This is a genomic window from Nonomuraea sp. NPDC050643 (assembly GCF_040654715.1).
In the GTDB taxonomy this organism is placed as follows: domain Bacteria; phylum Actinomycetota; class Actinomycetes; order Streptosporangiales; family Streptosporangiaceae; genus Nonomuraea.
The window spans coordinates 215,179-240,073 of the sequence record NZ_JBFAIM010000002.1; the positions used below are offsets into that span (position 1 = coordinate 215,179).

Sequence of the window (24,895 nt, forward strand, 5' to 3'; positions counted from 1 at the left end):
TGCATGAAGATCGTTAACCCGGCGACCGAAGACGTCATCGCCGACGTCGAGCTCGCCGACGCGGCCGAGGTCGATCGGGCCGTGGAGCGTGCCAGGAAGGCGTACCGGGAGTGGCGCGACGTGGCGCCGAGCGACCGGGCGCGGCTGCTGCGCAGGTTCGCGGGCCTCGTGGACGAGCACGGCGACGAGCTGGCGGGGCTGGAGCTGGCCAACGCCGGGCACACCATCGGCAACGCGCGGTGGGAGGCCGGCAACGTGCGCGACGTGCTGCACTTCTACGCCGGAGCCCCCGAGCGCAACCACGGCAAGCAGATCCCGGTGCCGGGCGGCGTGGATCTCACGTTCCAGGAGCCCCTGGGCGTCGTCGGGATCATCGTGCCGTGGAACTTCCCGATGGTGATCATGATGTGGGGCGCGGCCCCGGCTCTGGCGGCGGGTAACACCGTGATCGTCAAGCCGGCCGAGTGGACTCCGCTGACCGCGCTGAGGCTGGCCGAGCTGGCCCTGGCGGCGGGCCTCCCCGAGGGGGTGCTCCAGGTCCTGCCTGGGGCAGGGGAGGTCGCGGGGGCCCGGCTGGTCGAGCACCCCCACGTGGCCAAGATCGTGTTCACCGGATCGACCGAGGTGGGCAAGGAGATCGCGGCCAAGGCGGCGGCACAGGTCAAGCGGGTCACGCTGGAGCTGGGCGGCAAGTCCGCGAACATCGTCTTCGCCGACGCCGACCTCGAGAAGGCGGCCGCCACCGCCCCCTATGCCGTCTTCGACAACGCCGGCCAGGACTGCTGCGCCCGCTCCCGGATCCTCGTCCAGGCCGAGGTGTACGACGCGTTCATGGAGCGCCTCGCCGAGGCCGTACGCGGCGTCAAGGTCGGCGACCCGCTCGACGAGGGCACCGAGATGGGCCCGCTGATCAGCGCCGAGCACCTCGACCGGGTGAGGGGCTTCGTCGACGGCCCCTACCTCCAGGGCTCCTGCCCCCAGGGCAAGGGCTACTGGTTCCCGCCGACCGTGCTGACCCCCGGCGTCACGGACCGGGCGTTCACCGAGGAGATCTTCGGGCCGGTCGTGTCGGTGGTGCGGTTCGAGGACGAGGCCCAGGCCGTACACATCGCCAACGACACCCCCTACGGCCTCAGCGGCTCCATCTGGACCCGCGACGTCGGGCGGGCGCTGCGCGTGGCCAGGGCGGTCGAGTCGGGCGCCCTGTCGGTGAACTCCCACTCCTCCGTCCGCTACTGGACCCCGTTCGGCGGCTTCAAGCAGTCAGGGCTCGGCAGGGAGCTCGGCCCGGACGCCCTGGCGGCGTTCACCGAGACCAAGAACGTCTTCATCTCAACGGAGTGACACCATATGCAGCGGTTGCAGGATCGGGTGGCGGTCATCACCGGCGCGGGCAGCGGGATCGGGCTGGCCACGGCGCGCAGGTTCGCCGACGAGGGCGCCAGGGTGGTCTGCGCGGACGTCGACGAAGAGGCCGGCGTCAAGGCGGCCGGTGAGGTCGGCGGCCTGTTCGTACGGGCCGACGTGACCAGCGAGGACGACGTCGTCCGGATGTTCGCGACGGCCCACGAGACCTACGGCAGCGTGGACATCGCCTTCAACAACGCCGGCATCTCCCCGCCCGACGACGACTCGATCCTGGAGACCGGCATCGACGCCTGGCGGCGCGTCCAGGAGGTCAACCTCACCAGCGTCTACCTGTGCTGCAAGCACGCCATCCCGTACATGCGGCGCCAGGGCAAGGGCTCGATCATCAACACCGCGTCGTTCGTGGCCGTCATGGGGTCGGCGACCTCGCAGATCTCCTACACGGCGTCGAAGGGCGGGGTGCTGGCCATGTCGCGGGAGCTGGGCGTGCAGTTCGCCAGGGAGGGCATCCGGGTGAACGCCCTGTGCCCGGGGCCGGTGAACACGCCGCTGCTGCGGGAGCTGTTCGCCAAGGATCCGGAGCGGGCGCAGCGGCGGCTGGTGCACGTGCCGGTCGGGCGCTTCGCGGAGGCGTCCGAGATCGCGGCGGCGGTGGCGTTCCTGGCCAGCGACGACGCCTCGTTCATCACGGGCAGCGAGTTCCTGGTGGACGGCGGCATCTCCGGCGCCTACGTCACGCCGCTGTAGGGAAGGCTCATGGTTCCGCTCATCGGCATCACCTGCTACGTCGAGCCGGCCACGTTCACGGTGTGGCCGGACACCACCGCGGCGCTGCTGCCGTACACGTACGTGGAGCAGGTCGTACGCGCCGGCGGCCAGCCCGTCGTGCTCCCGCCGGCCGGCCGGCCCGCCGCCGCCCTGCGCGGCCTCGACGGGCTCATCCTGGCCGGTGGCGGCGACATCGACCCGTCCAGGTACGGCCAGGATCCGGGGCAGCACACCGGCTACGTCCGGCGGTTCCGGGACGAGGCCGAGTTCGAGCTGCTCACCACGGCCCTCGACCGCGGCGTCCCGTTCCTGGGCGTGTGCCGTGGTCTCCAGGTGCTCAACGTGGCCCTGGGCGGCAGCCTCCACCAGCACCTTCCCGACGTGGTCGGGCACACGGGCCACTGCCCCGGGCCCGGCCGGTTCGGGCCCCTGCCGGTGTTCCCGGCGCCCGGCAGCCGCCTGGCGAAGGCACTCGGGGAGGACCCGGTGACGGTCCCGCACTACCACCACCAGGCCATCGACCGCCTCGCGCCGGGCCTCACGGCGACGGCCACGGCCGAGGACGGCACGATCGAGGCCGTGGAGCTCGACTCGAAGGGGTTCGCGATGGCGGTGCAGTGGCATCCGGAGGCGGCCGAGGACCACGCCCTCTTCGAGGCGCTCGTCGGGGCCTGCTGACCGGCGCTCACCCGCCGACCGGTTTGAGCAGGCCGTCGAGCACCACGGCGCCCGCCCCGTGCTCGTCCTCCAGCCTGCGCCGCAGGTCGTCGGTGGCCACCCACACCCCCACGCTCACCTGGTTCGTCATCGTGTCCGGCGTGGTGGCGAACATCCCGTCGCCCAGCTCGTCCTCGACCTTCCGCTGGATGGCGTGCAGCTCGGCCTCGGTGCGCTCGGCCCCGCTCAGGCACAGCGCGCCGCCCCAGACCTCACGGATCCACGCCTCCCGGCCGGACAGGTCGCCGGTGAACTTCAGGTTGAGGACGTAACGGCGCGCGTCGACGGGCTCCTCCGTGGCCGGGTCCGGCTCCGGTCCGAGCCGGTCGATCCAGGCGCCCGCGAACTCCTTCGCCGTCCTGGCCCGGTCCATCGCCTTCTGCATGGTGCGCTCGGTCGTCCTGGCCGGATCGACGGGCCGCCAGCCGCCCTCGGGGGCGGGGCACGGGCTCGCGAACGGGTCCTCGTCGGCGGGCGGGGCCGCCTTGACGGGCGCGCCGGGCGGCTCGGTGAGGGTCAGCCGGGCGCCGTCCCACGTGCCGACGACCCGGTACGACCCCCATTTCACCCCGTTCAGCGACTCGTGCTCCACCTTGCTCCAGTCCCACCCGGCGACGTCGGGGCCACCGCACTGCGGCGGGAGCGACTCCTGGACGGCCGAGCACAACTGCGGGCCGTGCCCGCCGCCTTCGAGCACGGTCAGACTGGCCTCGTAGCGGGCCGGCGTGGGAGCGGCGGGCTCCTGCGTACCGCAGGAGACCAGGGCGGCGGTCGCGATGAGACCGGTGAGTCGGCGCATACCTTTGTGACGTCACGGACACCCGGGGCGGTTCACCGGAGATCAGAACGCGACAACACCCCCATGACAGCACTAGGCTGACGGACATCACCGGCGAAACCGTGCGGGAGAGCACCCTGACAGCCGGTCAGGGTCCCTGAAGGAGCAAGCCCTCCCCGCAAACCTCTCAAGGCAAAGGACCGCACGGACGAGGTGACCTCTGGAAAGCAGGCCTGTGGGCCTCGCCGAAGGTGAAAGTCCGGCAAAACTCGGGCGAAGCTCTCAGGCATCGATGACAGAGGGGGAGGATGCTGGCATCCAATCCTGTCCTGAGGTGCGACAAATGTCCCGACCGACACCGCTACGAGACGTTCACGAGAGCCTCGGCGCCACGCTCACCGACTTCGCGGGCTGGCTCATGCCGCTCCGGTACGGGAGCGAGTCCGCGGAGCACAAGGCCGTCCGCGAGACGGCCGGGCTGTTCGACCTCTCGCACATGGGCGAGATCTTCCTGACCGGCCCCCAGGCCGGGCAGGCGCTCGACTACGCGCTGGTCGGCCACCTGTCGGCGCTGGCACCCGGGCGGGCCCGGTACACGATGATCGTGGACGAGCGCGGCGGGGTGCTGGACGACCTCATCGTCTACCGGCTGGCGGACGAGGAGTTCATGGTCGTCGCGAACGCGTCGAACTATGAAAAGGTCGGCGATGAGCTGAAAAATCGCGTTAAGTCGTATGACGCGGTGGTCGAGGACCGCTCTGACCAGTACGCCCTCATCGCCGTCCAGGGCCCGCGCTCCCAGGAGATCCTGGCCACGCTCACCGACGCCGACCTCGCCGGCCTCAAGTACTACGCGGGCCTGCCGGGCCTGGTCGACGGGCGTCAGGCGCTGATCGCCCGTACCGGCTACACCGGCGAGGACGGATTCGAGCTGTTCGTCGCCAACCAGGACGCGGTGCCGCTCTGGCACGCGCTCATGGCGGCGGGCGAGCCGCACGGGCTCAGGCCCGCGGGTCTGTCCAGCCGCGACACGCTCAGGCTCGAGGCCGGCATGCCGCTGTACGGCAACGAACTGAGCGCGGAGCTCACCCCGTTCGACGCGGGGCTGGGCAGGGTGGTGAAATTCGACAAGCCCGGCGACTTCGTCGGCAGGTCTGCGCTCGAGGCGGTCAAGGACGACCCGCCCCGGCGCCGGCTCGTCGGCCTGGTCGCGCGGGGCCGCCGGGTGCCGCGCCACGGTTACCCGGTCACCAAAGACGGCGTCGTCGTCGGCGAGGTCACCAGCGGAGCGCCCTCCCAGACCCTGGGAAAGCCCATCGCGATGGCCTACGTCGACACCGGCGCCGAAACAGGCCTGGCTGTGGACATCCGGGGCAGCCAAGAACCTACGGACCTGGTAGAGCTGCCCTTTTACAGGAGGAACAAGTGAGCAACATCCCTGACGACCTGAGCTACACCAAGGAGCACGAGTGGGTGGCCGGCCTCGACGACGGCCTCACCGTGACCATCGGCATCACGGCCTTCGCCGCCGAGCAGCTTGGTGATGTCGTCTACGTGCAGCTTCCCGAGGTCGGTGCGAGCGTCGAGGCGGGAGACTCGATCGGCGAGGTGGAGTCCACCAAGTCGGTGAACGAGATCTACACCCCGGTCGGCGGCGAGATCGTCGAGGTGAACCAGGCCATCGTGGACGACCCGGGCCTGGCCAACAGCGACCCGTACGGCGACGGCTGGATGTTCAAGGTTCGCGTCGAGGGCGACCCCGAGGACCTGCTGTCGCCCGAGGAGTACACGGCGCTCACCTCGGGCAGCGACTCCTGACCCATTCCACCGGGGCCCCGACGTGGGCCCCGGCCTTCATGAAGGGCGCACATCAATGGCGATCAGCGTCTTCGACCTCTTCAAGATCGGCATCGGCCCGTCCAGCTCCCACACGGGAGGCCCCATGGCGGCCGCGCACCGGTTCGCCCGTGGCCTGCACGAGGACGGCCTGCTCGAGCGTGTGACCCGCGTCGAGGCCATCCTCTACGGCTCACTCGGCCTGACCGGCAAGGGCCACGGCAGCGACAAGGCGGTCCTGCTCGGCCTGTCCGGCGAGAAGCCCGAGCTGGTGGACGTGGACGGCATCGACGGCCGGCTGGCCGAGATGCGCGAGTCGGGCACGGTCAAGCTGTACGGCAGCCACGAGATCCCCTTCGTCGTGGGCGACGACCTCGTCTTCGAACGCAAGATCTCGCTGCCCGAGCACCCGAACGGCATGCGCTTCACCGCGTACGAGGCCTCGGGCGAGAAGCTGAGGGAGAAGGTCTACTTCTCGGTCGGCGGCGGTTTCGTCGTGGACGAGAAGGCCACCGGCGCCGACCGCATCAAACCGGACGACACCGTCCTGCCCTACCCCTTCACCACCGGCGAAGAGCTGCTCAAGCACTGCCTGAACACGGGCCTGTCGATCTCCGCGCTCATGCTCGAGAACGAGCAGGCCTTCGGCCGCACCGAGCAGGAGATCCGCGCGGGCCTGCTGCACCTGTGGCAGGTCATGTCCGACTGCGTCCGCCGCGGCATCGCCAAGGAGGGCGTCCTGCCCGGCGGCCTCAAGGTCAAGCGCCGCGCCAACCAGCTCCACCGCCGCCTCCAGTCGGAGTCGGCCGAGAAGGATCCGCTGCAGGTCATGGACTGGGTGGCCCTGTTCGCCCTGGCGGTCAACGAGGAGAACGCCGCGGGCGGCCGCGTCGTCACGGCCCCCACCAACGGCGCCGCCGGCATCATCCCGGCCGTCCTGACCTACTACACCCGCTTCGTCCCGCACGCCGACGACGAGGGCGTGGTCCGCTTCCTCCTGACGGCCGGCGCGATCGGCGTCCTGTTCAAGGAGAACGCCTCCATCTCGGGCGCCGAGGTGGGCTGCCAGGGCGAGGTCGGCTCGGCCTGCTCCATGGCCTCGGCCGCGCTCACGGAGGTCCTCGGCGGCACCCCCGAGCAGGTGGAGAACGCCGCGGAGATCGGCATCGAGCACAACCTGGGCCTGACCTGCGACCCGATCGGCGGCCTGGTCCAGATCCCGTGCATCGAACGGAACGCGGTGGCCTCCAACAAGGCCATCACGGCCGCCAGGATCGCCCTGCGCGGCGACGGCCGCCACTACGTGGCCCTGGACAAGGCCATCAAGACGATGCGCGACACCGGCCGCGACATGCTGGACAAGTACAAGGAGACCTCACGCGGCGGGCTCGCGGTCAACGTCATCGAGTGCTGACGGCCCGTCGTACGTGCAGGCGTACGACGGCCGGGCACTCGTCGTCGCGGACCTCGCGCCGGATGCGCCCCACGATGTCCCCGTCCAGCTTCGTCACCACCGCGCCCACGTCCGCCTTCGCGGGGCACGTCAGCCCGATCCGCAGCCCGTCCTCCGCCACCCGCACGCCCGCCCGGCTCAGCCCCTCCACACCCTTGAGGCCGACGAACAGCATGGCCGTGCCCGTGCCGTTGTGGGCGCCGCGGCGGCCCCAGCCCGAGCAGAGCAGGAGCCAGCGCAGCGCCACCAGGGCCAGCAGCAGCAGGGCCAGGGCGAGCATCCACAGCGGCCAGGGCTCCTCGGCCAGCGTGCGGTAGGTCTGGGCGGGCAGGACCTTCGCGTTGGGCGGGAGGTCGAAGAACTGGTCGTGGCCGCGGAGCCAGGCGTAGCCGCCGAGCCCGAGGAGGGTCGCGCCGACGACGGCCAGGCCCACGCGGTTGCCGGCGTACTGGCGCATCACGCGCCCCTCCTGCGCAGGCGGACCACGACCTCGGCCGTGCTGAGCGTGCCCACGCCCGACAGGCGGTCACCCACCGCGGTGCCGACCTGCCGCAGCATCGCACCCGAGCTCTCCGCCCCCGTCATCACGGTGACCTCGATGGTGCGCCTGCGCAGGCGTACGCGGGCCTTGTCCACCCCCGTCACCTGCTGGGCGGCTGCGCACAAGGTGCGGCGCAGGCCCGAGCGGGTGATGCCGACGACGATCAGCGGGTCGGACGTCTCGACCGGCAGCAGCCTGGAGCGGCCCGGCAGGATCGCCAGCAGGAGCATGAGCGCCCCGGCGCCGGCCATGGTCAGGGCGGCGGTCGAGGTCTGCGGCCAGGCCGTCCTGCCCGCCAGCTCCACCAGGTCGTTGACGGGGACCCAGCCGAGCGGCGAGCCGAGCAGGCCCGACACCACCTCGGCCGAGGTCACCCCCAGACCGGCGGTCAGCGTGACCGCGACGAGGGCGCCCGGAACGGTACGCGCCGGCCTGAGTACCCTGCTCGCCCTGCGCAGCCCGGTGTGCCGCGGGGTGACGGCGGCCCCGGGCAATATCTGCTGAAGCGTGGTCATCACAACGACAGACGTACATGGGGCCCGCATCGCCTGAACCGCGCCCTCGCCGCCGATTTGCCCGAACATTACGGGAGCGGAAATTAATGTGAAACACACTCATATTCATTCGCCGGATATGTCGTTACCCTGCTGGTATGGATGACCGCCAGCGGTACGACCGCGTCACCGCGGCCCTCGAACCACCGTTCGCGATCCTCGACCTGGCCGCCATGCGGGCCAACGCGGCCGACCTCGTACGCCGGGCCGCCGGCAAGCCGATCCGGGTCGCCAGCAAGTCGGTACGCAGCCGCCCCCTGCTCGAACGCATCCTGGCCATGGACGGTTTCCAGGGCATCATGGCCTTCACCCTCCCCGAGGCGCTGTGGCTGGCCGGGCACGGCTTCACCGACATCCTCGTGGCCTACCCCACGGCCGACCGGCACGCGCTCGCCGCCCTCGCCGCCGACCCGGACGCGGCCGGGCAGATCACGCTGACCATCGACTCGCCCGCCCACCTGGACTTCATCGACGCGGCCGTGGCCGGGGCCCGCCCGCGCGCCGAGATCAGGATCTGCATCGAGATCGACACCGCGTACGTCGCCTTCGGCGGCAGGTTCCGGGCCGGCGTGCTCCGCTCCCCCATCCGCGAGCCGGAGGAGGCCGCCGACCTGGCCGCCGCGATCGCCAAGCGGCCGGGGTTCCGGCTGTCGGGGCTGCTGGCGTACGAGGCGCAGATCGCGGGGGTCGGCGACGCCCCGCAGACCGGCGCGCTCTACGCGCGGGCCATCCGGGTCATGCAGGCGCGATCGGCCAAGGAGCTCATCGTCCGGCGTGGGCGCGTCGTGAACGCCGTCCGCCAGGTCACCGACCTCGAGTTCGTCAACGGGGGCGGCACCGGGTCCGTCGAGCGCACCGTGCGCGAGAAGGCCGTCACGGAGGTGGCCGCGGGCTCAGGGCTGTTCCACCCCAGGCTGTTCGACTTCTACCGCGGCTTCACGGGCCACCCGGCCGCCCTGTTCGCCCTGCCCGTCGTACGCCGCCCGGCCCTCGACACGGTGACCGTGCTCGGCGGCGGCTATCCGGCCTCGGGCGCGGCGGGGCCGAGTCGCCTGCCTCAGCCGTACCTGCCGGCCGGGCTGCGGTACGTGCCCGACGAGGGCGCGGGCGAGGTGCAGACCCCGCTGCGCGGTCAGGCGGCCGAGGACCTGCGGATCGGCGACCGCGTGTGGTTCAGGCACGCCAAGGCGGGCGAGATGTGCGAGCGCTTCGACACGCTCCACCTCGTCGACGGCGACGGCCCGGTGGACTCGATCCCCACCTACCGCGGCGAGGGCCGGACCTTCCTTTGAGACCGGCCGAGACCGGCCGGCCGAGACCGGCCGGCCGCTCGGGCCGGCCGGGTCGATCAGCGAAGGCGGCGTCGGCGTCGCCACAGGACGATGGCCGCCCCCACGACCAGCACCGCGCCGATCCCGATCAGCACCGGCCCCAGGTCGGGCCGCTCGTCGTCCCACACCCGATCGGGGTCGTCGGCGTAGTCGACCGGCTTCGGCGTGACGCCCAGGGCATCGCCCACGGACGCCACGAGGTGGCCGGCCCGGCTCTTGACGTCGGCCACCGTGCGCTCGGCGACCCGCTTGGGGTTCACCCGGTCGGCAATGGCGTCGACCGTGTGCGCCAACTCCGCGCGCGTCCGCGCGATCCGCCGCTCCAGCTCGTCGGGATCGGTGTCAGCCATGGCTCTCCTTTCGACCGTACGCGTGGCCGCGCCCGCTCCGCGTGCCGTGCGGGCTCCGTCCGTTCTGGTCGTGATCAGTCTGTCAGGTCGGCACGCCGTACGGCACGGCGGCCAGGCCGGTAGGTTGACGGGAGGAACTTGAGGAGGGCCCTTTGACCGAAACCAAGCTCGCGCCCGGCGACGCCGCGCCCGAGTTCACGCTACCCACCGCCGACGGCGGCACGATCTCCCTTGACGCCTACCGCGGCAAGCGGGTGATCCTCTATTTCTACCCTGCCGCGATGACCCCCGGCTGCACCAAGCAGGCGTGCGACTTCCGCGACAACCTCGGCCGCCTCGCCGACGAGGGATTCGTCGTCCTCGGCGTGTCGAAGGACAAGCCCGAGAAGCTGGCCAAGTTCGTCGAGCGCGACACCTTGACCTTCCCCTTGCTGTCGGACCCTGAGCTGGCCGTCCACCAGGCCTACGGCGCGTACGGCACGAAGAAGCTGTACGGCAAGGAGGTCGTGGGCGTGCTCCGCTCGACGTTCGTCATCGACGGTGACGGAAAGGTCGAGCAGGCGCTCTACAACGTGAAGGCGACGGGCCACGTGGCCTCGCTCATGAAGAAGCTTGGCCTGGCCTGACCGAGGGCGGGCCCTCTTTCGAGGAGAGGGCCCGCTTTGTCGGCCCAACGACGACCCTCGCCCTCATGGGGAGCGCTAAACTGTCACGAGCCCGCTGCGGCGGGAACGGCGCGGGCGTGGCGAAATGGCATACGCGGCAGGTTTAGGTCCTGTTGGTGGAAACACTGTGGGGGTTCGAGTCCCCCCGCCCGCACACCGGTCACCGCAGGCCCGGCAGATCATTCGAAGACCGGCTCGTCCTCTTCCACGATCCAGGCGTCATCCGGGTTACGGGGAAGCACCATGCGGTTCCTGGAGCAGGAGGAGCCGTCCTCCGTCCGGAAGCACTCCGGCCCTCTGAAGTCGCGGTGCGGGCTCCAGCCGTCGAGCTCCATCCACACGTCAGGCCGGGGGTGCCGCTCCGTGAGCCCGTCGAACGCCGCCACCACGGTCCCGCCGAGCAGGCCGCCGATGACCAGGCCGAACACGGCCGCCGCGGTGACCTGGGTGCGCCTGCGGCGCAGGAATCCCCTGAAGGACCGATCGTCCTCCGGGGCGACCGGGATAGGCGTGGTGGGCGGGATGCGCGCATAGGGCTGGTCCGCCTGCTCCCCGTACTTCAACCCGGGCTCGTGCAGCTCCTGGGTCGGCTCTTGTCGGGTCGGGTCGCGCGGCGCTTCCTCTTCGCCGCGCGACCCGGCGTCGCGATCATGATCCGCCATCACGATCTCCCTTTACTCGCCCCGCTAGGGGGCGCTCCCATAGATATCGTGCCCAAGCCACCGTAAGCCCCGCGTAAGGCCCACGTCATGTAAGACCTGGGTCGTAGTTGGACTTCCGCCTCAAGACGGACAAATGGCGGCCTGGTCCTACATATCGTGATGATGTGTTCGGCAAGGTACGGGCGTGGTCCAGACGCCACGAGAGGCTGGCGGGCGTCCTCCGGGTCGCCCCCCTGGCGACGTTGTGCGCCCTCCTGGCGATTCCCTACGCCACGATCACCCCGCCCACCGGCGGCGGGGCCTACCTCGGCGTGGCCGGCTATCTCGGCCTGTCCGCGCTGCTGCTGGCGCCGCTGGTGTGGCAGGACCGGCCCCTGACCGTCTTCTCCGCCGTCTCCCTGGTCAGCTTCGGGCAGTGGCTGGCGGACGTCGACCCGCTGCCGGCCAACCTCGCCGTGCTGATCGCGCTCTGGGCGGTGGCCTACCGGTGCTCGTTCGCCTGGGCCGTGGCCGCCGGCCTGGTGGCGGAGCTGGGCATGTTCCTGGCACTGGTCAACTGGTACGCCGCCACGTTCGGCATGTTCTTCAGCGGCTCCATCTTCGTGGTCACCATCTGGCTGACCGGCCTGTACGCCAACACGCGCAGGCGCTACCTGGAGGGCCTGGAGGAACGCGCCGAGCGCGCCGAACGCGAGCGCGACCAGCAGGCCAGGATGGCCGCGGCGGCCGAGCGCGCCAGGATCGCCAGGGAGCTGCACGACGTCGTGGCCCACAACGTCAGCGTCATGGTGGTGCAGGCCGACGGCGCCGGCTACGCCCTGGACAGCGACCTCGACCAGGCCCGCCTGGCCGTCAGGAACATCTCCAAGACCGGCCGCGCCGCCCTCGCCGAGATGCGCCGGCTGGTCGGCGTCCTGCGCGACAACGAGGCCGCCGGCACCGACTACACCCCGCAACCCGGCCTCGGCCAGCTCGAGGATCTGGTACGCGGCTCGGCCGTGCCCGCCAGGCTGCGGGTCGGCGGCGAGCCCGCCGAACTGCCCGAGGGCCAGCAGCTCGCCGTCTACCGCATCGTCCAGGAGGCCCTGACGAACGCGCTCAAGCACGGCGGCCCCGGCGTCCGAGCGGACGTGGAGATCGACTACGGCCCCGATCTCGTCGTCCGGGTGACCGACGACGGCCGGGGCGCGGCGGCCCCGCGCAGCCCCGACGGCCACGGCCTGATCGGCATGCGCGAACGGGTCGGCATGTACGGCGGCGCCATGTCGGCCGGCCCCCGGCAGGGCGGCGGCTTCGAGGTGCTGGCCAGATTGCCCATGGTCAAGGCGGCATAGAGGAGGCGGCGGGATGATTCGCGTGATGCTGGTCGATGATCAGGCGCTGTTGCGGGCCGGGTTCAAGATGGTGCTCGGGGCCCAGCCGGACATCGAGGTGGTGGCCGAGGCCGGTGACGGGGCGGCCGCGCTGGAGATCCTCAAGAGCACGGAGGTCGACGTCGTCCTCATGGACGTGCGCATGCCCACCATGGACGGCGTGGAGGCCACCCGGCGCATCAAGGGCCCCAAGGTGCTGATCCTGACCACGTTCGACCTCGACGAGTACGCGTTCTCGGCGATCAAGGCGGGCGCGGCCGGGTTCCTGCTGAAGGACGTGCCGCCGGCCGACCTGGTCCAGGCCATCAGGATCGTGCACGCGGGCGAGGCCGTGGTCTCACCCGCCACGCTGCGGCGCATGCTGGACCGCTTCGCGGCGCAGCTCCCCTCTGGGGCGCCGCCGCCCTCCGGCGACCTGACGCCGCGCGAGCGCGAGGTGCTGCTCATGGTGGGGCGCGGCCTGTCCAACATGGAGATCGCGGGCCGGCTGGAGGTCGCGGAGGCGACGGTGAAGACGCACCTCGGCCGGGTGCTGGCCAAGCTGGGGCTGCGGGACCGGGCGCAGGTGGTCGTGTACGCGTACGAGGCCGGCCTGATCGTGCCCTCCCCTCAGCCGAAAGTCTGACCGGGGTCATCTGCGGGCGCAGGAGAAGTCCCTCCTCAGGACCCATGAATCACGAAATTTCCGCTTCTAGCGTTGGTCGCGTTGAAATTTCGTGATTTGGAAGGGACGACCTCCGTGACGCTCACCGAGACCCGGCGTCAAGCCCCGCCCGCGGTTCTGGCCACCGACCTGACCAAGGTGTACGGCCAGGGCGACGCCCAGGTCCACGCCCTCCGCGGGGTGAACGTGTCCTTCGCCACCGGCGCGTTCACCGCCATCATGGGCCCCTCGGGCTCCGGCAAGTCCACCCTCATGCACTGCCTGGCCGGCCTCGACACCGCCACCTCCGGCACCGTGCACATCGGCGACGTGGAGCTGACCGGCCTGGACGACAAGCGGCTCACGCTGCTGCGCCGCGAGCGGATCGGCTTCGTCTTCCAGGCGTTCAACCTGCTGCCCACGCTCACCGCCGAGCAGAACATCCGCCTGCCGCTGGAGATCTCCGCCCGCCTGGCCGACCAGGCGCTGTTCGACCGGGTCATCGAGACCGTCGGGCTCGGGGACCGCCTCTCGCACCGGCCGACCGAGCTGTCCGGCGGCCAGCAGCAGCGCGTGGCCGTGGCCAGGGCGCTGATCAGCAAGCCGCAGGTCATCTTCGCCGACGAGCCGACCGGGAACCTGGACTCGCGCAGCGGCGCCGAGATCCTGTCCTTCCTGCGCACGTCGGTGCACGAGCTCGGCCAGACCATCGTCATGGTCACCCACGACCCGATGGCGGCCTCGTACGCCGACCGCGTGGTCTTCCTGCGCGACGGCGAGCTGGTCACCGAGATCACCGCGCCGACGCCGCAGTCGGTGCTGGACACGCTCGTCCGGCTGGAGGCGTGAGGTGCTGAGGACGGCGCTGGCCGGGCTGCGCGCGCACCGGCTGAGACTGCTGCTGACCTCGGTGGCGATCATGCTGGGCGTGGGGTTCATCGCGGGCACGTTCGTGCTGAACGACACCGTTGAGGCGGGCTTCTCCCAGCGGGTCACGGCCGACGCCGGCAAGGTGGACGTCGCGGTGCTGGCCAAGGGGTCCGGTGACGTCCTGCCCGAGCAGGTCCTCGAGCGCGTCCGCGCGCTCCCCGGCGTGACCGAGGCCCAGGGCCTGATCCGCGCCCCCGCGCCGCTGCTCGGCAAGGACGGCAAGACCGTCGGGTACGCCCCCACGACCGCCCTGTCGATCGTCCAGGGCCCGCTCGACCGTGCCGACATCGTCTCCGGCACCGGCCCCGGCACCGACGACCGGGCGGCGGTGCTCGACAAGAACACCGCCAAGGCCGAGGGCATGCGGCTCGGCGACACGATCACCGTGCTCGACGCCGAGCGGGCCGAGCACCGGTTCAGGCTCGTCGGCCTCCTGGACCCCGGCCTGGACCAGGAGCTCGCCTTCACCGGCGCGGTCGGCTTCACGCCGGCCACGGCGCAACTGATGACCGGCGCGAAGGGCTACCGCGAGATCGACGTCAAGGGCGCGGACCCCGGGCTGAAGCAGGCCGTCGCGACGGCCGTGGGCGGCGCGTACACCGTCAAGACCGGCGGCGAGCTGGCGGCGGACCTGGGCAGGGCGGCCGGGGTGGAGACCCGCGTGATCACCCTGGGCCTGCTGATGTTCGGCGTCGTGGCGATGATGGTGGCCGCGCTCGTCATCTACAACACCTTCAACATCCTCGTCGCCCAGCGCACCCGGGAGATGGCGCTGCTGCGCTGCATCGGCGCCACGCGCGGGCAGGTGTTCGGCTCGATCCTGCTGGAGTCGGCCGTCGTCGGCCTGCTGGCCGCCGCGATGGGCCTGCTCATCGGGTACGGCCTGGCCTCGGTCACGATGATCGTGCTCCGCGCGTTCGACGCCCCGCTGCCCACGGACGCGACCGTCGCGCTCACGCCGGCCACGATCGGGATCGGCCTGGCCGTCGGCCTGGTGGTCACCTTGGGCGCCGCCCTGCTGCCGGCCAGGTCGGCCACCCGGGTGCCGCCGATCGCGGCCCTGCGCAGCCAGGTCGAGGAGCAGACGTTCCGCACGGGCCTCGTCCGGGGCGGCTTCGCCACGCTCTTCCTGGCGGCGGGGATCGCGGCGACCTGTGTGGGCGTGTTGGTGATCGAGCCGGGCCTGCAGGTCTCCCTGCTCGTCGTGATGGCCGGGGGCGCGCTGACGTTCCTGTCGGTGCTGATCTGGGGCCCGGTGCTGGTCAGGCCGCTCAGCGCGTTCGTCGGCTGGATCCCGCGCCGGCTGTTCGGGGTGCCGGGCCGCCTGGCGGTGGACAACTCGGGCCGCAACCCGAAGCGCGCCGCGACCACCACGGTGGCGCTGACGATCGGCGTGACGCTGATGACGCTCATCTCCGTGGTGACCGTGTCCGTCAGGGTGACGATGACCTCCAAGCTGGACGAACAGTTCCCGATCGACTACATGCTGGCCGCCCAGGAGCGCGAGCCCGTGATCCCCAGGTCCGTGGCCGCGGAGTTGCGCGGGCGTCCGGAGCTGAGCTCCGTGGCGCAACTCCGCGAGACCAGGGCCGTGGTCGGGGGCAAGCGCTTCGGCGTCGGCACCTTCAGCGGCCCCATCGAGCCGTACGTCGGCGCCGGCTCCATGAAGGGCTTCGGCGCCGGCCAGGTCGCGGTGGAGGAGTCCGTGGCCGAGACCCTCGCGCTGCGGGTCGGCGACTCGGTCCCGCTCAGGACGAAGCACAAGGGGACCGTGTCGCTGAGGGTGGTCGCGCTGCTCGACGGGTCCCAGTCGTCGCTGCCGCCGGTCACGATCGCGGAGCGGCAGTTCGACGCGTACTTCGGCGCGGTGCCGGACTCGCGCGTGCTGATCACCATCAAGGACGGCGTGCCGCCCCTGCAGGCGCGCAAGGCCGTGGACGCGGCCGCGGCGGCGTACCCGACCGTGCAGGTGACCAGCTCGACCGAGGTACGCGGGCAGTTCGACGAGACCCTGGACATGATGCTCATGGTCATCACCGGGCTGCTCGGGCTGGCGATCCTGATCTCGCTGCTGGGCATCGCGAACACGCTCTCCCTGTCGGTGCACGAGCGGACCAGGGAGTCGGCCCTGCTGCGGGCCCTGGGCCTGACCCGGCCGCAGCTACGCCGGATGTTGTCCCTGGAGGCGCTGGTGCTCGGGCTCATCGGGGCGCTGGTGGGCGTGGTGCTGGGCGTCGTCTTCGGGTGGGCCGCGATCATGGCGATGGTGGACGGGGCGATCCTCTCGGTGCCCGTGACGCAGATCGTGCTGTTCGTGGTGCTGTCGGGGCTGGCCGGTGTGCTGGCCGCCGTACTCCCGGCGCGCCGCGCGGCGCGCGCCTCGATCGTCGGCTCTCTGGCCACGGGGTAACCCGGACTAAACCCCCTTAGTTGAATAAAGGCGAAAAAGCGGGATAGAAGGAGTGGGCAGGTCGGGCGTCCTATGGGGGCGGCGCCCGGCCTTCTCGGTGGAACGATCCTCAGCGCGGCGTACGGCCCGGCCAGAGTTCGGCCACGGTCTCCGGGTCGAGCAGCGGCCTGGCCACCACCTCGCCCGTCGCCCGGTCGATCACGACGCATCCGCCACCGGCCGTCTCCGGCAACTGGGCCGGGTCGTCGGGCTCGAGGTCGCGTACCCAGGCGACGTAGCCGCCGTCGAACCCGTACACGCCGACCGGCACCGTCTCCTCCTCCGGCCGGACCCCGTTGAAGTACTCCTCGGCCAGCGCCCTGGCCTGATCCAGGTTCATCGCGGCAGCCCCCGGCGGTCGAGTATCACGCAGAACACCCCGGTCACCGTCCGGTACGGCGGCTCGACGGACATGTGCCCCCGCTGGGCGTCGATCCAGATCACCTCTCCACCGGCGTTGACCGCGTTCCAGGCGTGGGAGCCGCCGCCCGGCCAGCGCACCACGATGACCGCGCCCGCCCCGTGCCCGGCCTCGATCAGCCGCCGCGCGATCAGTGGGTACGCGTGCCGCCCCTGCCCCGCGTACTGCAGGCGCCCGCCCACCCAGCGCTCGATCCTGGCCACGCTCCCCTGCTCGCCGGTCAGCACCGGGCGGCCGATCCGGTCGTACTCGGGCAGCCTCGGCGCCGCCGCGGCCGGCTCGCCGTGCCAGGTGGACAGCACGGCCAGCGCGCAGTCGGCGGCGTTGGTGGCCCTGAACGGGTCGTCGGCGGGCCCGCCGCCGTTGATCAGCCGCACCCAGGTGCCGCGCGGGTCGGGAAATCGCGTGCTCGACCGCAGCGCGTCGGCGAGGTCCTGCTCCACCTGCGGGTCGGGCTGGGCGAGCCCGCCCCGCACGCCGTACGGGCGGCTGTCGGCGAGCCTGGGCGGACGCTCCGGCCGCTCGAACCAGTCGGCGTCCTCCTGCCGCTCTAAGGTGGCCTCACGGGCGGGGTCGGCGGCCTGCTCGTAGTCGAGCCACCGCACCCCCTCCGCCACCACGGGGTTGTACTGCCCTTCTGGAAGAACCCACCGGACACTCGGCTTGTGCTCGCGAAACACGGCCGCCTCCTGTCATACTCGACGACCGATCGTAGAGGCGGCGCCGCGGCGGGGAGGCGAAGTCGGCGAGATTCTCCGCCACGATCACCCGCCCTACCTGGGCAAACCAGCCGAACTCAGGCCACCTGCACCGTGATCGAGTGCCAGCCCGTGGCGCCGTCGGGGTCGGGCGGCGCGAGCCGGTCGGTCTGGGTACGCCCGGCGGCGTCGGTCGCCCGCACCTCGATCGTGTGCCCGCCCGCGGCGAGGTCCCAGTCGATCGACCACTGCCGCCACGTGTCGGGGCCCGGCACCTCGGCCAGCTTCGCCTCCCGCCACTGCCCGCGATCCACCCGCACCTCCACGGCGTCCACGCCGGTGTGCTGCGCCCAGGCCACTCCCGCGATCGTGGCGCGCCCGGCCTTCAGCGAGGCGCCCGCCTTGGGCAGGTCGATGCGCGACTGGGTCTTGATGGGGCCCTTGGCCGACCAGCCGCGCGGCGTCCAGTACGCCTGGTCGCTGTCGAACCTGGTCACCTTGACGTCCACCACCCACTTGGTGGCCGAGACGTATCCGTACAGGCCGGGCACCACCTGGCGCACCGGGAAACCGTGGTCCACCGGCAGCACCTCGCCGTTCATCGCGATCGCGAACAGCGCCTCCCTGCCGTCCATCACCACGTCGACCGGGGTGCCGCAGGTGAAGCCGTCGGCGGAGGTGGACAGCAGCATGTCGGCCTCCGGCCGCAGCCCGGCCTGGCGCAGGATCTCGGCCATGCGCACGCCGAGCCAGCGGGCGTTGCCCACGTAGGGGCCGCCGACCTCGTTGGAGACGCAGGTCAGCGTGACGTCGGCCTCGGTGAGCGGCAGCTTCAGCAGGTCGGCGTAGGTGAGCTCGACGGGCCGCTCGACCAGGCCGTGGATGCGCAGCTTCCAGTCGTTGGGGTCGACCTGGGGGACGACGAGCGCGGTGTCCACGCGGTAGAAGTCCCGGTTCGGCGTGATGAACGGCGACAGGCCGTTGATACGGAGGTCCGCGCCCGCCGGGATGGGCCTGGCCGGGGTCGCCGGCTTGGGCAGGGTCACCCCGACGCGCGCCGCGTCCACCGCCTGCCGGCCGCCGAGCTGCCGTCCGAGCACCGTGGCCGCCCCGGCGACCACCACGCCCCCGGCCACGCCGGTCAGCAGCCGCCGCCGGTCGAAGGCCCTCAGATCCGCCCCGGCCCGCATCACACCGGGCCGCTCCGCTTCGCCCCTGGAACGCTCCTGAGCGTCCGCACCCGGCCCAGCGCCGTCCCCGGCACCGACCGTGGCACCCGTGGCCGCAGAGCCCGCTGCGGCGCCCGTAGAGCCCGCGAGGCCGTCCGTGACACCTGCCGTGCCGCCCGGGGAAAGGGCCGGCCCGCCCGCGCGGCGTACCAGCCAGGACAGGGCCCATGCCCCGGCGGCCACGCCGGCCACGGTCGGGAGCGCGTCCAGGATCCCGGCTCCGGGCCGGGTCAGCACCGCCACCAGCCCGACCGCCCCGAACGCCGCCAGCCCCGCGTGGCCGTAAACCAGCCGACGCCCGGCCGCCACCCCGATGAGGGCCGCCACCGCGGCGAGCACCACCAGCACGCCCCCGACGAGGACCGCCTTGTCGTTCTCGCCGAACGTCCTGATCGCGAAGTCCTTCACCGGGGCGGGCGTCAGATCGACGGTCCCGTCGCCCACGGCCACGACCGGGAACGTCTCCGGCCCGACGACCCCGGCCACGAGCTGGGCGATCCCGAGGGCCACGCCCCCGGCCGTCAATCCCGCCAAAGCGCCCGCCCAGGCGGGCACCATCTCATTCCTACGCACACTCTGACGGTACGTCGGCCCGCACCCCGGGGTTCTTACGCGGTGGTTACGAGCTGAGCAGTTCGCGCACGATCGGCGCCAGCGCCCTGAAGGCCCGCCCCCGATGACTGATCGCGTCCTTCTCCCCGGGCGCCATCTCGGCGGTCGTGCGCTCCTCGCCGTCGGGCACCAGGATCGGGTCGTAGCCGAAGCCGTTGGACCCCCGCGGCGTCGTGACCAGGCGGCCGGGCAGCGTGCCCTCGACCACCCGGTATTCGCCCGACGGCAGCGCCAGCGCGGCGGCGCAGGCGAAGTGCGCGGTCAGCTTGTCGGCGGGCACGTCGGAGATCTGGGCCAGCAGCAGGTCCAGGTTGGCGCGGTCGTCACCGTGCCGCCCCGCCCAGCGGGCCGAGAAGACGCCCGGCATGCCGTTGAGCACGTCGACGCACAGCCCCGAGTCGTCGGCCACCGCCGGCAGCCCGGAGCCCTGGGCGACGGCGTGTGCCTTGAGCAGGGCGTTCTCCTCGAAGGTGACGCCGGTCTCGGCGACCTCGCCGATCGACGGGAACTCCTCGAGCCCGACGATCTCGAACCCGGTCAGGATGCGGCGCAGCTCCGCGATCTTGCCCGCGTTGCGGGTGGCCAGCACGATCCTCATGATCCCAGAGCCTCCTGCTGGATCAGCGCGAGCTCCTCACAACCGGCCACGGCCAGGTCGAGGAGCTGGTCGAGCGCGGCCCGGTCGAACGGCGCGCCCTCGGCGGTGCCCTGCACCTCGACGAAGCTGCCCTCGCCGGTCATCACGACGTTCATGTCGGTCTCGGCGGCGACGTCTTCGGTGTAGCAGAGGTCGAGCATCGGCACCGAGCCGACCACGCCGACCGAGACCGCGGAGACGGAGCCGATGAGCGGGTCGCCCGGGCACATGCGGCGCTCGCGCATCCAGGCGATGGCGTCGGCCAATGCCACGTAGGCGCCCGTGATCGCGGCGGTCCTGGTGCCTCCGTCGGCGTCGAGCACGTCGCAGTCAAGCAGAATGGAGTTTTCGCCCAACGCTTTGTAATCGACGCACGCGCGTAGCGAACGTCCGATCAAGCGCGATATCTCATGAGTCCGGCCGCCGATTTTGCCGCGGACCGATTCGCGATCGTTGCGAGTATTGGTCGCCCGGGGCAACATCGCGTATTCGCCCGTAACCCAGCCCTGACCGCTGCCTCTGCGCCAGCGGGGCACGCTGTCCTGGACCGAGGCCGCGCACAACACCCTGGTGCCGCCGAATTCGACCAGGACCGATCCCTCGGCATGCGTGAGCCATTGCCTGGTGATGCTAATGGGACGGAGCTGGTCAGGGTTGCGGCCATCCTGTCTGGACATGCAGATCACCCTATCTCCGCGCCACAACACTCTTGACCAAATGTGTCCGACACATGGATCCTTACGCAATGACAACGGGGGTGTTGCGAAACCCTGACTTCCTCCGGTTCCTCAGTTCGCACGTCGCGAACGAGATCGGGGCGAATATCTCACGCGTGGCCCTCCCGCTCGTAGCCGTACTGGTGCTGCACGCAGGGCCCGCGGAGGTGGGGCTGCTATCGGCGTTACAGACGGCGGCGTTCCTGCTGATCGGCCTGCCCGCGGGGGTGTGGGTCGACAGGATGCGCAAGCGGCGCGTGATGATGGTGTCCGACCTGACCAGGTTCGCGCTGCTCGGGAGCATCCCGGTGGCGGCCGAGCTGGGGCTGCTGTCGATCGGGATGCTGTTCGTGATCGCGTTGCTGGCGGGGGCGACGCAGGTGTTCAACGACGTGGCCGACCAGACGTACCTGCCTGATCTGGTCAGCACCAAACAGCTCAGCGACGGCAACTCCAAGCTGGAGGTGGTGCGCTCAGGAGCGTTCCTGGCGGGCCCCGGACTCGGGGGCCTGCTGGTGCAGCTCTTAGGGGCGCCGCGCACGCTGGTCGCCACCGCGTTCGGCGCGCTGGCCTCGGTGCTCTTCCTCGGCTCGGTCAAGGTGCCCGACCGGCCGCCCGGCGACGCCGAGCGCGGCCCGCTGCTGCGCGGCATCCGCGAAGGACTGGCGTACGTGTGGCAGGACCGGCTGCTGCGCATGTTCACCGCCTCGTCCGCGGCCGTGAACCTGTCCGTGAGCGCCGTGCTCGGCCTGTCGGTGCTGTTCCTGGCCGAGGAGGTCAGGCTGCCGCCCGGCGCCATCGGGCTGCTGCTGATGTCCGGCGGGATCGGCGGCCTGCTCGGCGGGCTGACCGGCGGCTGGCTGTCCCGGAAATACGGCCCGGCCAGAATGACCTGGCTGGCCGTCACTCTGGGCGCCCCTTTCGGTCTGCTGCTGCCACTGACGCAGGCCGACTGGCGGGTGGTGTTCTTCGCCATCACTTCCATCGCGCTCTCTTGGAGCGCTGCATTGGCGAACGTGGGCCAGCTCACCTACCGCCAGACCGTGGTCCCGGAGCACCTGCTCGGCCGGACCACCGCGTCCGTCCGGTTCATGGTGTGGGGGATGATGCCGCTGGGCGCGCTGCTCGGCGGCCTCGTCGCCCAGCAGATCGGCGTACGTCAGGCGCTGTGGGTGTTCATGACGGCCAGGCTGCTGGCGTTCGTCCCGCTGCTGTTCACGCCGCTGCCGCGGATGCGGAAGTTCACGCGGGCTCAGGCCAGGTCGTAGACCGCTCCACTGCGCGCCAGCTCGAACGGGCCGTCGTAGCCGCCGCCCGACGCCTCGTCGAGCACGGTGACCTGGTCGTTCCACGGGACGAGGTGGGTGAGCACGAGCCTGCCGACGCCCGCCTTGGCGGCGTGCTGGGCGGCCTGGCGGCCGGTCAGGTGCAGGTCGGGCGGCAGGTCGGGGCCCTCGACGAACGACGCCTCGCACAGCAGCAGATCGACGCCCGCGGCCAGCCTCACCAGCTCGCCGGACTCCCCGGTGTCGCCGGAGTAGGCCACGCTTCTGGCACCGTTGGTGACCCGGAAGCCGTAGGCCTCGACGGGGTGGTTGACCAGGCCGGCGGTGAGGGTGAACGGGCCGATCTCGTAGGAGCCGGCCGTCAGGGGGACGAACTCGAAGGCGGTCTCCAGGCCAGGCTCCTCCGGCATGCCGTACGCGGCCGCCAGCCGCGCGGGGGCGTCGGCTGGAGCGTAGACCGGCACGGTGGGATAGGGGGCCTCCGGGCCGTAGGTGCGGGCCACGTGATATCCGCAAATGTCGAGACAGTGGTCGGCGTGCAAGTGGGACAGGCAGATCGCGTCCACGTCGTACAGGCCGATATGGCGTTGCAGTGCGCCCAGCGACCCGCTGCCGAGGTCGAGCAACATCCTGAACCCGTCGGATTCGAGGAGGTAACAGGATGCTGGGCTGTCGGGCCCGGGATAGCTTCCCGAGCATCCGACGATGGTCACCTTCATGTGGGCCTCCCGTTAAAGGTAGTACCCCCCACTGGTGCGACTTCGACCACATCGATCTCCGGGCCCAGGAAACGCCGCCCGAGCCGGGCGAAGAGCAGGGAGTCGCCGGTGGCGCGGAAACGGTGCCGGGGGGTGGCCTCGCTCCCTGCCGCCAGATCGCGGTCGTGCAGGATCCGATAGACGTCCTTGGCCGTCTCGTCGGCGCTGGAGACCAGCGTGACCCCGTCACCGGCCACATAGGAGAGCGCGCCGGTGAGCAGCGGGTAGTGGGTGCAGCCGAGGATGAGGGTGTCGCACCCGGCGGCCCTGATGGGCTCCAGGTAGTCGCGTACGACCTCGATGAGCTCATCGCTCGTCGTCTCTCCTCGCTCGACGTACTCCACCAGGCGTGGGGCGGCCACGCCGGTGAGCTGCACGTCGGGCGCCGCGGTGAAGGCGTCGTGGTAGGCCATGGAGTCGATGGTCGCCTTGGTGGCGATCACACCGACCCTGCCGTTGCGGGTGGCCCGCACCGCGCGCCTGGTGGCGGGCTGGATCACCTCGACGACGGGGACGTCGTAGCGCTCGCGGGCGTCGCGCAGCACGGCGGAGCTGGCGCTGTTGCAGGCGATCACGAGCATCTTGACGTCCTGCTCGACGAGGTGGTCCATCACCTCCAGGGCGTAGGCGCGCAGCTCCGCGATGCGCTTCGGCCCGTACGGCTGATGGGCCGTGTCGGCCACGTAGGTGATCGATTCATGGGGAAGCTGGTCGATGATCGCTCGAGCGACCGTCAAACCGCCGACCCCGCTGTCGAAGATCCCAATACTCGCGTCCGGCACGCTCTAGAGGGTAGGCGACCTGCGCGATCAACACTGCGTAAGAATGCTCACACGTGCGACACATGAGCTTGGTGCGGTGTTGTCTTGGTCACACCCAGCCCTGTCAGCCCCTCCCGACGCGGGCGAGCTGGCGGGCCTGGGCCACGAGCCGGCCCGCGGAGTCACGCACCTCGACCTCCTCGTCGAACCAGCCGTCGGCGACCAGCCGGCCGCTGCCGAGCAGCGTGAGCCAGCCGGGCCGGGGCAGGGCGCGCAGGTGCCAGGTGAGGTCCACGGTGGGCGCCCAGCCGCGGGCCCCGGCCGAGAACACCACGGGCGGCAGCGCGTCCACGGCCAGCGCCAGCACGTACGGGTCGGGGTCCTGGGGCTCGGCCATCCTGAAGTACGCCCGCGACTCGGGCCGGCCGGTCGGCGCGCCCTTCAGCCAGCCGATCGTGGGCGGGTCGAAGAGCAGGTCCATCTGGGCGTTGAGGGTCATGCCGGACTCGGGCTTGGGGTCGGGGAGCTTGACGCAGTCCGCAAGGTCCGGCATGTCATAGGCCGCTTTATCGGCATAAATCGGCTCGCCGCCCTGCAGCGTGGCCGTCGTGACCAGGCCCTCGATCTGCGCCACGCCCTCCTGTACGAGCGTCACCCTGGCGAACGCGGCCGTCCTGCCCGCCTTGAGCGGCTCGACCCTGACCTGCGCCGGACCCGCCACCGGAGCCTTCAGGAACTGCGCGGTCGTGCTCACCGGGTGCTCGAACGGCGAGGCGTCCACCGCCGCGCGCAGGATCACGGCCATCAGGTAGCCGCCGTTGAGCGGGCCGCCGATCGCGTAGCCGGGATCGAGGCACACGTCATAGGTGTCCTCGTCGACCCTGATCGCCTGCGTGGCCTCGTCGAACTTCGTCATCCGCGCCTGCCTCACCTCTGGAACGATATTCTAGAGGCACTCTAGAGCATTCGCCCATCAGCGTGCCTACCTGCGAAAACATGATTCGGCTGAAAGAGTTCGATCATGGCAAGTGTCACCGAACTCATCGGTCAGTCCGTTTGGGACTCCAACGGGGTGTGGGTCGGTTTCGTGGTGGACATCCGGGTCGTCAGGCACAAAGGCGAGCTCCAGCAGAGTCACACCGTCTACGGGCTGGTGGCCTCCAGCCGCCGCGCCCCGCTGCTGCTCGGCCTCACGCGCGACCGCCAGGGCAACTCCACCTGGTTCTCGCGGACGCTGGCCCGCCTGGTCTACGCGGGGTGCACGTTCGTGCCGTGGGAGAACGTCGCCGACTACGGCGGGGGTGAGGTCCACATCGACGTCCTCAGGAAGGAGCTCAACCGGGTCTGAAGCCGACTTCA

Annotated in this window: 27 protein-coding genes, 1 tRNA gene and 1 riboswitch; of the genes, 15 read left to right on the forward strand and 13 right to left on the reverse strand. The window is 71.2% G+C overall.

The window, feature by feature from the left end; translation table 11 throughout:
• Window positions 1-3: 3 nt before the first annotated feature.
• Genes AB0I15_RS03205 through AB0I15_RS03215 form a run of 3 tightly spaced genes read left to right on the forward strand, consistent with a single transcriptional unit; the run spans window position 4 to window position 2,814 of the window.
• Window positions 4-1,344: an aldehyde dehydrogenase family protein gene (locus tag AB0I15_RS03205; RefSeq protein ID WP_358089308.1), complete on the forward strand. Its 1,341-nt coding sequence runs from the start codon at window positions 4-6 to the stop codon at window positions 1,342-1,344.
• A 6-nt stretch (window positions 1,345-1,350) separates the two neighbouring features.
• Window positions 1,351-2,115, forward strand: coding sequence for a 3-oxoacyl-ACP reductase (locus tag AB0I15_RS03210; protein ID WP_358089312.1), 765 nt, complete (start codon window positions 1,351-1,353; stop codon window positions 2,113-2,115).
• 9 nt (window positions 2,116-2,124) lie between these two features.
• Entirely contained in the window at window positions 2,125-2,814 is a 690-nt protein-coding gene (locus AB0I15_RS03215; protein WP_358089315.1) for a gamma-glutamyl-gamma-aminobutyrate hydrolase family protein, read from the forward strand.
• Between the two features lie 7 nt (window positions 2,815-2,821).
• Here AB0I15_RS03215 and AB0I15_RS03220 read toward each other — a convergent pair whose 3' ends face one another.
• Window positions 2,822-3,652, reverse strand: coding sequence for a hypothetical protein (locus tag AB0I15_RS03220; protein WP_358089318.1), 831 nt, complete (start codon window positions 3,650-3,652; stop codon window positions 2,822-2,824).
• Between the two features lie 94 nt (window positions 3,653-3,746).
• Window positions 3,747-3,844: riboswitch (glycine riboswitch) on the forward strand.
• Between the two features lie 130 nt (window positions 3,845-3,974).
• Between AB0I15_RS03220 and gcvT the strand changes: the two genes are divergently transcribed.
• From gcvT to AB0I15_RS03235, 3 genes are read left to right on the forward strand one after another with little or no spacing between them, the layout of a single operon-like run.
• Window positions 3,975-5,060 (forward strand): glycine cleavage system aminomethyltransferase GcvT, encoded by a 1,086-nt coding sequence (gene gcvT, locus AB0I15_RS03225; protein WP_358089321.1) that lies wholly within the window; start codon window positions 3,975-3,977, stop codon window positions 5,058-5,060.
• Window positions 5,057-5,449: a glycine cleavage system protein GcvH gene (gene gcvH, locus AB0I15_RS03230; protein WP_358089324.1), complete on the forward strand. Its 393-nt coding sequence runs from the start codon at window positions 5,057-5,059 to the stop codon at window positions 5,447-5,449. Before gcvT ends, gcvH begins: the two co-directional genes overlap by 4 nt.
• A 55-nt stretch (window positions 5,450-5,504) precedes the next feature.
• A complete protein-coding gene (locus AB0I15_RS03235) occupies window positions 5,505-6,881 on the forward strand; it encodes an L-serine ammonia-lyase (protein ID WP_358089326.1) in 1,377 nt (458 codons plus the stop codon).
• Here the strand turns inward: AB0I15_RS03235 and AB0I15_RS03240 are convergent.
• Both AB0I15_RS03240 and AB0I15_RS03245 read right to left on the reverse strand, forming a co-directional pair.
• Window positions 6,868-7,380, reverse strand: a complete 513-nt coding sequence (locus tag AB0I15_RS03240) for a hypothetical protein (RefSeq protein WP_358089328.1) — start codon at window positions 7,378-7,380, stop codon at window positions 6,868-6,870. The two genes, AB0I15_RS03235 and AB0I15_RS03240, sit on opposite strands and share 14 nt — an antisense overlap.
• The gene (locus AB0I15_RS03245) at window positions 7,377-7,976 is read right to left on the reverse strand and encodes a DUF6286 domain-containing protein (RefSeq protein ID WP_358089331.1); all 600 of its coding nucleotides are present in this window, start codon (window positions 7,974-7,976) and stop codon (window positions 7,377-7,379) included. Before AB0I15_RS03245 ends, AB0I15_RS03240 begins: the two co-directional genes overlap by 4 nt.
• Before the next feature lie 137 nt (window positions 7,977-8,113).
• On the opposite strand from AB0I15_RS03245, the gene AB0I15_RS03250 reads away from it, so the two are divergent.
• Window positions 8,114-9,307, forward strand: a complete 1,194-nt coding sequence (locus AB0I15_RS03250; RefSeq protein ID WP_358089334.1) for an amino acid deaminase/aldolase — start codon at window positions 8,114-8,116, stop codon at window positions 9,305-9,307.
• Window positions 9,308-9,363: 56 nt separating this feature from the next.
• Here the strand turns inward: AB0I15_RS03250 and AB0I15_RS03255 are convergent, their stop codons facing one another.
• The gene (locus AB0I15_RS03255) at window positions 9,364-9,696 is read right to left on the reverse strand and encodes a DUF3618 domain-containing protein (RefSeq protein WP_358089336.1); all 333 of its coding nucleotides are present in this window, start codon (window positions 9,694-9,696) and stop codon (window positions 9,364-9,366) included.
• A 152-nt stretch (window positions 9,697-9,848) separates the two neighbouring features.
• On the opposite strand from AB0I15_RS03255, the gene bcp reads away from it, so the two are divergent.
• Window positions 9,849-10,322: a thioredoxin-dependent thiol peroxidase gene (gene bcp, locus AB0I15_RS03260; protein WP_358089339.1), complete on the forward strand. Its 474-nt coding sequence runs from the start codon at window positions 9,849-9,851 to the stop codon at window positions 10,320-10,322.
• 110 nt (window positions 10,323-10,432) lie between these two features.
• Window positions 10,433-10,515: transfer RNA gene (locus AB0I15_RS03265), tRNA-Leu, on the forward strand.
• A gap of 25 nt (window positions 10,516-10,540) precedes the next feature.
• Here the strand turns inward: AB0I15_RS03265 and AB0I15_RS03270 are convergent.
• Complete coding sequence (locus AB0I15_RS03270; protein WP_358089342.1) at window positions 10,541-11,023, reverse strand: hypothetical protein; 483 nt, start codon at window positions 11,021-11,023, stop codon at window positions 10,541-10,543.
• Window positions 11,024-11,187: 164 nt separating this feature from the next.
• Here AB0I15_RS03270 and AB0I15_RS03275 point away from each other — a divergent pair, with 164 nt between their 5' ends.
• The 4 genes from AB0I15_RS03275 (at window position 11,188) to AB0I15_RS03290 (ending at window position 16,379) form a co-directional block, all read left to right on the forward strand.
• Entirely contained in the window at window positions 11,188-12,357 is a 1,170-nt protein-coding gene (locus tag AB0I15_RS03275) for a histidine kinase (protein WP_358089345.1), read from the forward strand.
• 13 nt (window positions 12,358-12,370) lie between these two features.
• A complete protein-coding gene (locus AB0I15_RS03280) occupies window positions 12,371-13,021 on the forward strand; it encodes a response regulator transcription factor (protein WP_358089348.1) in 651 nt (216 codons plus the stop codon).
• 114 nt (window positions 13,022-13,135) lie between these two features.
• On the forward strand, window positions 13,136-13,888 hold the full coding sequence (locus AB0I15_RS03285; RefSeq protein WP_358089351.1) for an ABC transporter ATP-binding protein: 753 nt from the start codon (window positions 13,136-13,138) through the stop codon (window positions 13,886-13,888).
• Between the two features lies 1 nt (window position 13,889).
• On the forward strand, window positions 13,890-16,379 hold the full coding sequence (locus AB0I15_RS03290; RefSeq protein ID WP_358089354.1) for an FtsX-like permease family protein: 2,490 nt from the start codon (window positions 13,890-13,892) through the stop codon (window positions 16,377-16,379).
• A 109-nt stretch (window positions 16,380-16,488) separates the two neighbouring features.
• On the opposite strand, the gene AB0I15_RS03295 is transcribed toward AB0I15_RS03290, so the two are convergent.
• The 5 genes from AB0I15_RS03295 to rph form a co-directional block, all read right to left on the reverse strand.
• Window positions 16,489-16,758, reverse strand: a complete 270-nt coding sequence (locus AB0I15_RS03295; RefSeq protein WP_358089357.1) for a hypothetical protein — start codon at window positions 16,756-16,758, stop codon at window positions 16,489-16,491.
• The gene (locus AB0I15_RS03300; RefSeq protein ID WP_358089360.1) at window positions 16,755-17,519 is read right to left on the reverse strand and encodes a toxin glutamine deamidase domain-containing protein; all 765 of its coding nucleotides are present in this window, start codon (window positions 17,517-17,519) and stop codon (window positions 16,755-16,757) included. The genes AB0I15_RS03295 and AB0I15_RS03300 overlap by 4 nt, the downstream gene beginning before the upstream one ends.
• Window positions 17,520-17,635: 116 nt before the next feature.
• The gene (locus AB0I15_RS03305) at window positions 17,636-19,339 is read right to left on the reverse strand and encodes a molybdopterin-dependent oxidoreductase (protein ID WP_358089362.1); all 1,704 of its coding nucleotides are present in this window, start codon (window positions 19,337-19,339) and stop codon (window positions 17,636-17,638) included.
• A 46-nt stretch (window positions 19,340-19,385) separates the two neighbouring features.
• Entirely contained in the window at window positions 19,386-19,976 is a 591-nt protein-coding gene (gene rdgB, locus AB0I15_RS03310; protein ID WP_358089364.1) for an RdgB/HAM1 family non-canonical purine NTP pyrophosphatase, read from the reverse strand.
• Window positions 19,973-20,692 (reverse strand): ribonuclease PH, encoded by a 720-nt coding sequence (gene rph, locus AB0I15_RS03315; protein ID WP_358089367.1) that lies wholly within the window; start codon window positions 20,690-20,692, stop codon window positions 19,973-19,975. Before rph ends, rdgB begins: the two co-directional genes overlap by 4 nt.
• A gap of 68 nt (window positions 20,693-20,760) precedes the next feature.
• Between rph and AB0I15_RS03320 the strand changes: the two genes are divergently transcribed.
• On the forward strand, window positions 20,761-21,999 hold the full coding sequence (locus tag AB0I15_RS03320; RefSeq protein ID WP_358089370.1) for an MFS transporter: 1,239 nt from the start codon (window positions 20,761-20,763) through the stop codon (window positions 21,997-21,999).
• Here the strand turns inward: AB0I15_RS03320 and AB0I15_RS03325 are convergent.
• From AB0I15_RS03325 to AB0I15_RS03335, 3 genes are all read right to left on the reverse strand, one after another.
• Entirely contained in the window at window positions 21,984-22,736 is a 753-nt protein-coding gene (locus AB0I15_RS03325) for an MBL fold metallo-hydrolase (protein WP_358089373.1), read from the reverse strand. The two genes, AB0I15_RS03320 and AB0I15_RS03325, sit on opposite strands and share 16 nt — an antisense overlap.
• A complete protein-coding gene (gene murI, locus AB0I15_RS03330) occupies window positions 22,733-23,557 on the reverse strand; it encodes a glutamate racemase (protein ID WP_358089376.1) in 825 nt (274 codons plus the stop codon). Before murI ends, AB0I15_RS03325 begins: the two co-directional genes overlap by 4 nt.
• A 103-nt stretch (window positions 23,558-23,660) precedes the next feature.
• Window positions 23,661-24,452: a thioesterase family protein gene (locus AB0I15_RS03335; protein ID WP_358089379.1), complete on the reverse strand. Its 792-nt coding sequence runs from the start codon at window positions 24,450-24,452 to the stop codon at window positions 23,661-23,663.
• Between the two features lie 105 nt (window positions 24,453-24,557).
• Between AB0I15_RS03335 and AB0I15_RS03340 the strand changes: the two genes are divergently transcribed.
• Complete coding sequence (locus AB0I15_RS03340; protein ID WP_358089382.1) at window positions 24,558-24,884, forward strand: hypothetical protein; 327 nt, start codon at window positions 24,558-24,560, stop codon at window positions 24,882-24,884.
• Window positions 24,885-24,895: the final 11 nt, after the last annotated feature.

Coding starts and splice junctions, on each gene's coding strand:
- AB0I15_RS03205 (WP_358089308.1), top strand. CDS start 4: ATGAAGATCGTTAACCCGGCGACCGAAGACGTCATCGCCGACGTCGAG.
- AB0I15_RS03210 (WP_358089312.1), top strand. CDS start 1,351: ATGCAGCGGTTGCAGGATCGGGTGGCGGTCATCACCGGCGCGGGCAGC.
- AB0I15_RS03215 (WP_358089315.1), top strand. CDS start 2,125: ATGGTTCCGCTCATCGGCATCACCTGCTACGTCGAGCCGGCCACGTTC.
- AB0I15_RS03220 (WP_358089318.1), bottom strand. CDS start 3,652: ATGCGCCGACTCACCGGTCTCATCGCGACCGCCGCCCTGGTCTCCTGC.
- gcvT (WP_358089321.1), top strand. CDS start 3,975: ATGTCCCGACCGACACCGCTACGAGACGTTCACGAGAGCCTCGGCGCC.
- AB0I15_RS03235 (WP_358089326.1), top strand. CDS start 5,505: ATGGCGATCAGCGTCTTCGACCTCTTCAAGATCGGCATCGGCCCGTCC.
- AB0I15_RS03245 (WP_358089331.1), bottom strand. CDS start 7,976: ATGACCACGCTTCAGCAGATATTGCCCGGGGCCGCCGTCACCCCGCGG.
- AB0I15_RS03250 (WP_358089334.1), top strand. CDS start 8,114: ATGGATGACCGCCAGCGGTACGACCGCGTCACCGCGGCCCTCGAACCA.
- AB0I15_RS03255 (WP_358089336.1), bottom strand. CDS start 9,696: ATGGCTGACACCGATCCCGACGAGCTGGAGCGGCGGATCGCGCGGACG.
- AB0I15_RS03270 (WP_358089342.1), bottom strand. CDS start 11,023: ATGGCGGATCATGATCGCGACGCCGGGTCGCGCGGCGAAGAGGAAGCG.
- AB0I15_RS03280 (WP_358089348.1), top strand. CDS start 12,371: ATGATTCGCGTGATGCTGGTCGATGATCAGGCGCTGTTGCGGGCCGGG.
- AB0I15_RS03295 (WP_358089357.1), bottom strand. CDS start 16,758: ATGAACCTGGATCAGGCCAGGGCGCTGGCCGAGGAGTACTTCAACGGG.
- rdgB (WP_358089364.1), bottom strand. CDS start 19,976: ATGAGGATCGTGCTGGCCACCCGCAACGCGGGCAAGATCGCGGAGCTG.
- rph (WP_358089367.1), bottom strand. CDS start 20,692: ATGTCCAGACAGGATGGCCGCAACCCTGACCAGCTCCGTCCCATTAGC.
- AB0I15_RS03320 (WP_358089370.1), top strand. CDS start 20,761: ATGACAACGGGGGTGTTGCGAAACCCTGACTTCCTCCGGTTCCTCAGT.
- AB0I15_RS03325 (WP_358089373.1), bottom strand. CDS start 22,736: ATGAAGGTGACCATCGTCGGATGCTCGGGAAGCTATCCCGGGCCCGAC.
- AB0I15_RS03335 (WP_358089379.1), bottom strand. CDS start 24,452: ATGACGAAGTTCGACGAGGCCACGCAGGCGATCAGGGTCGACGAGGAC.
- AB0I15_RS03340 (WP_358089382.1), top strand. CDS start 24,558: ATGGCAAGTGTCACCGAACTCATCGGTCAGTCCGTTTGGGACTCCAAC.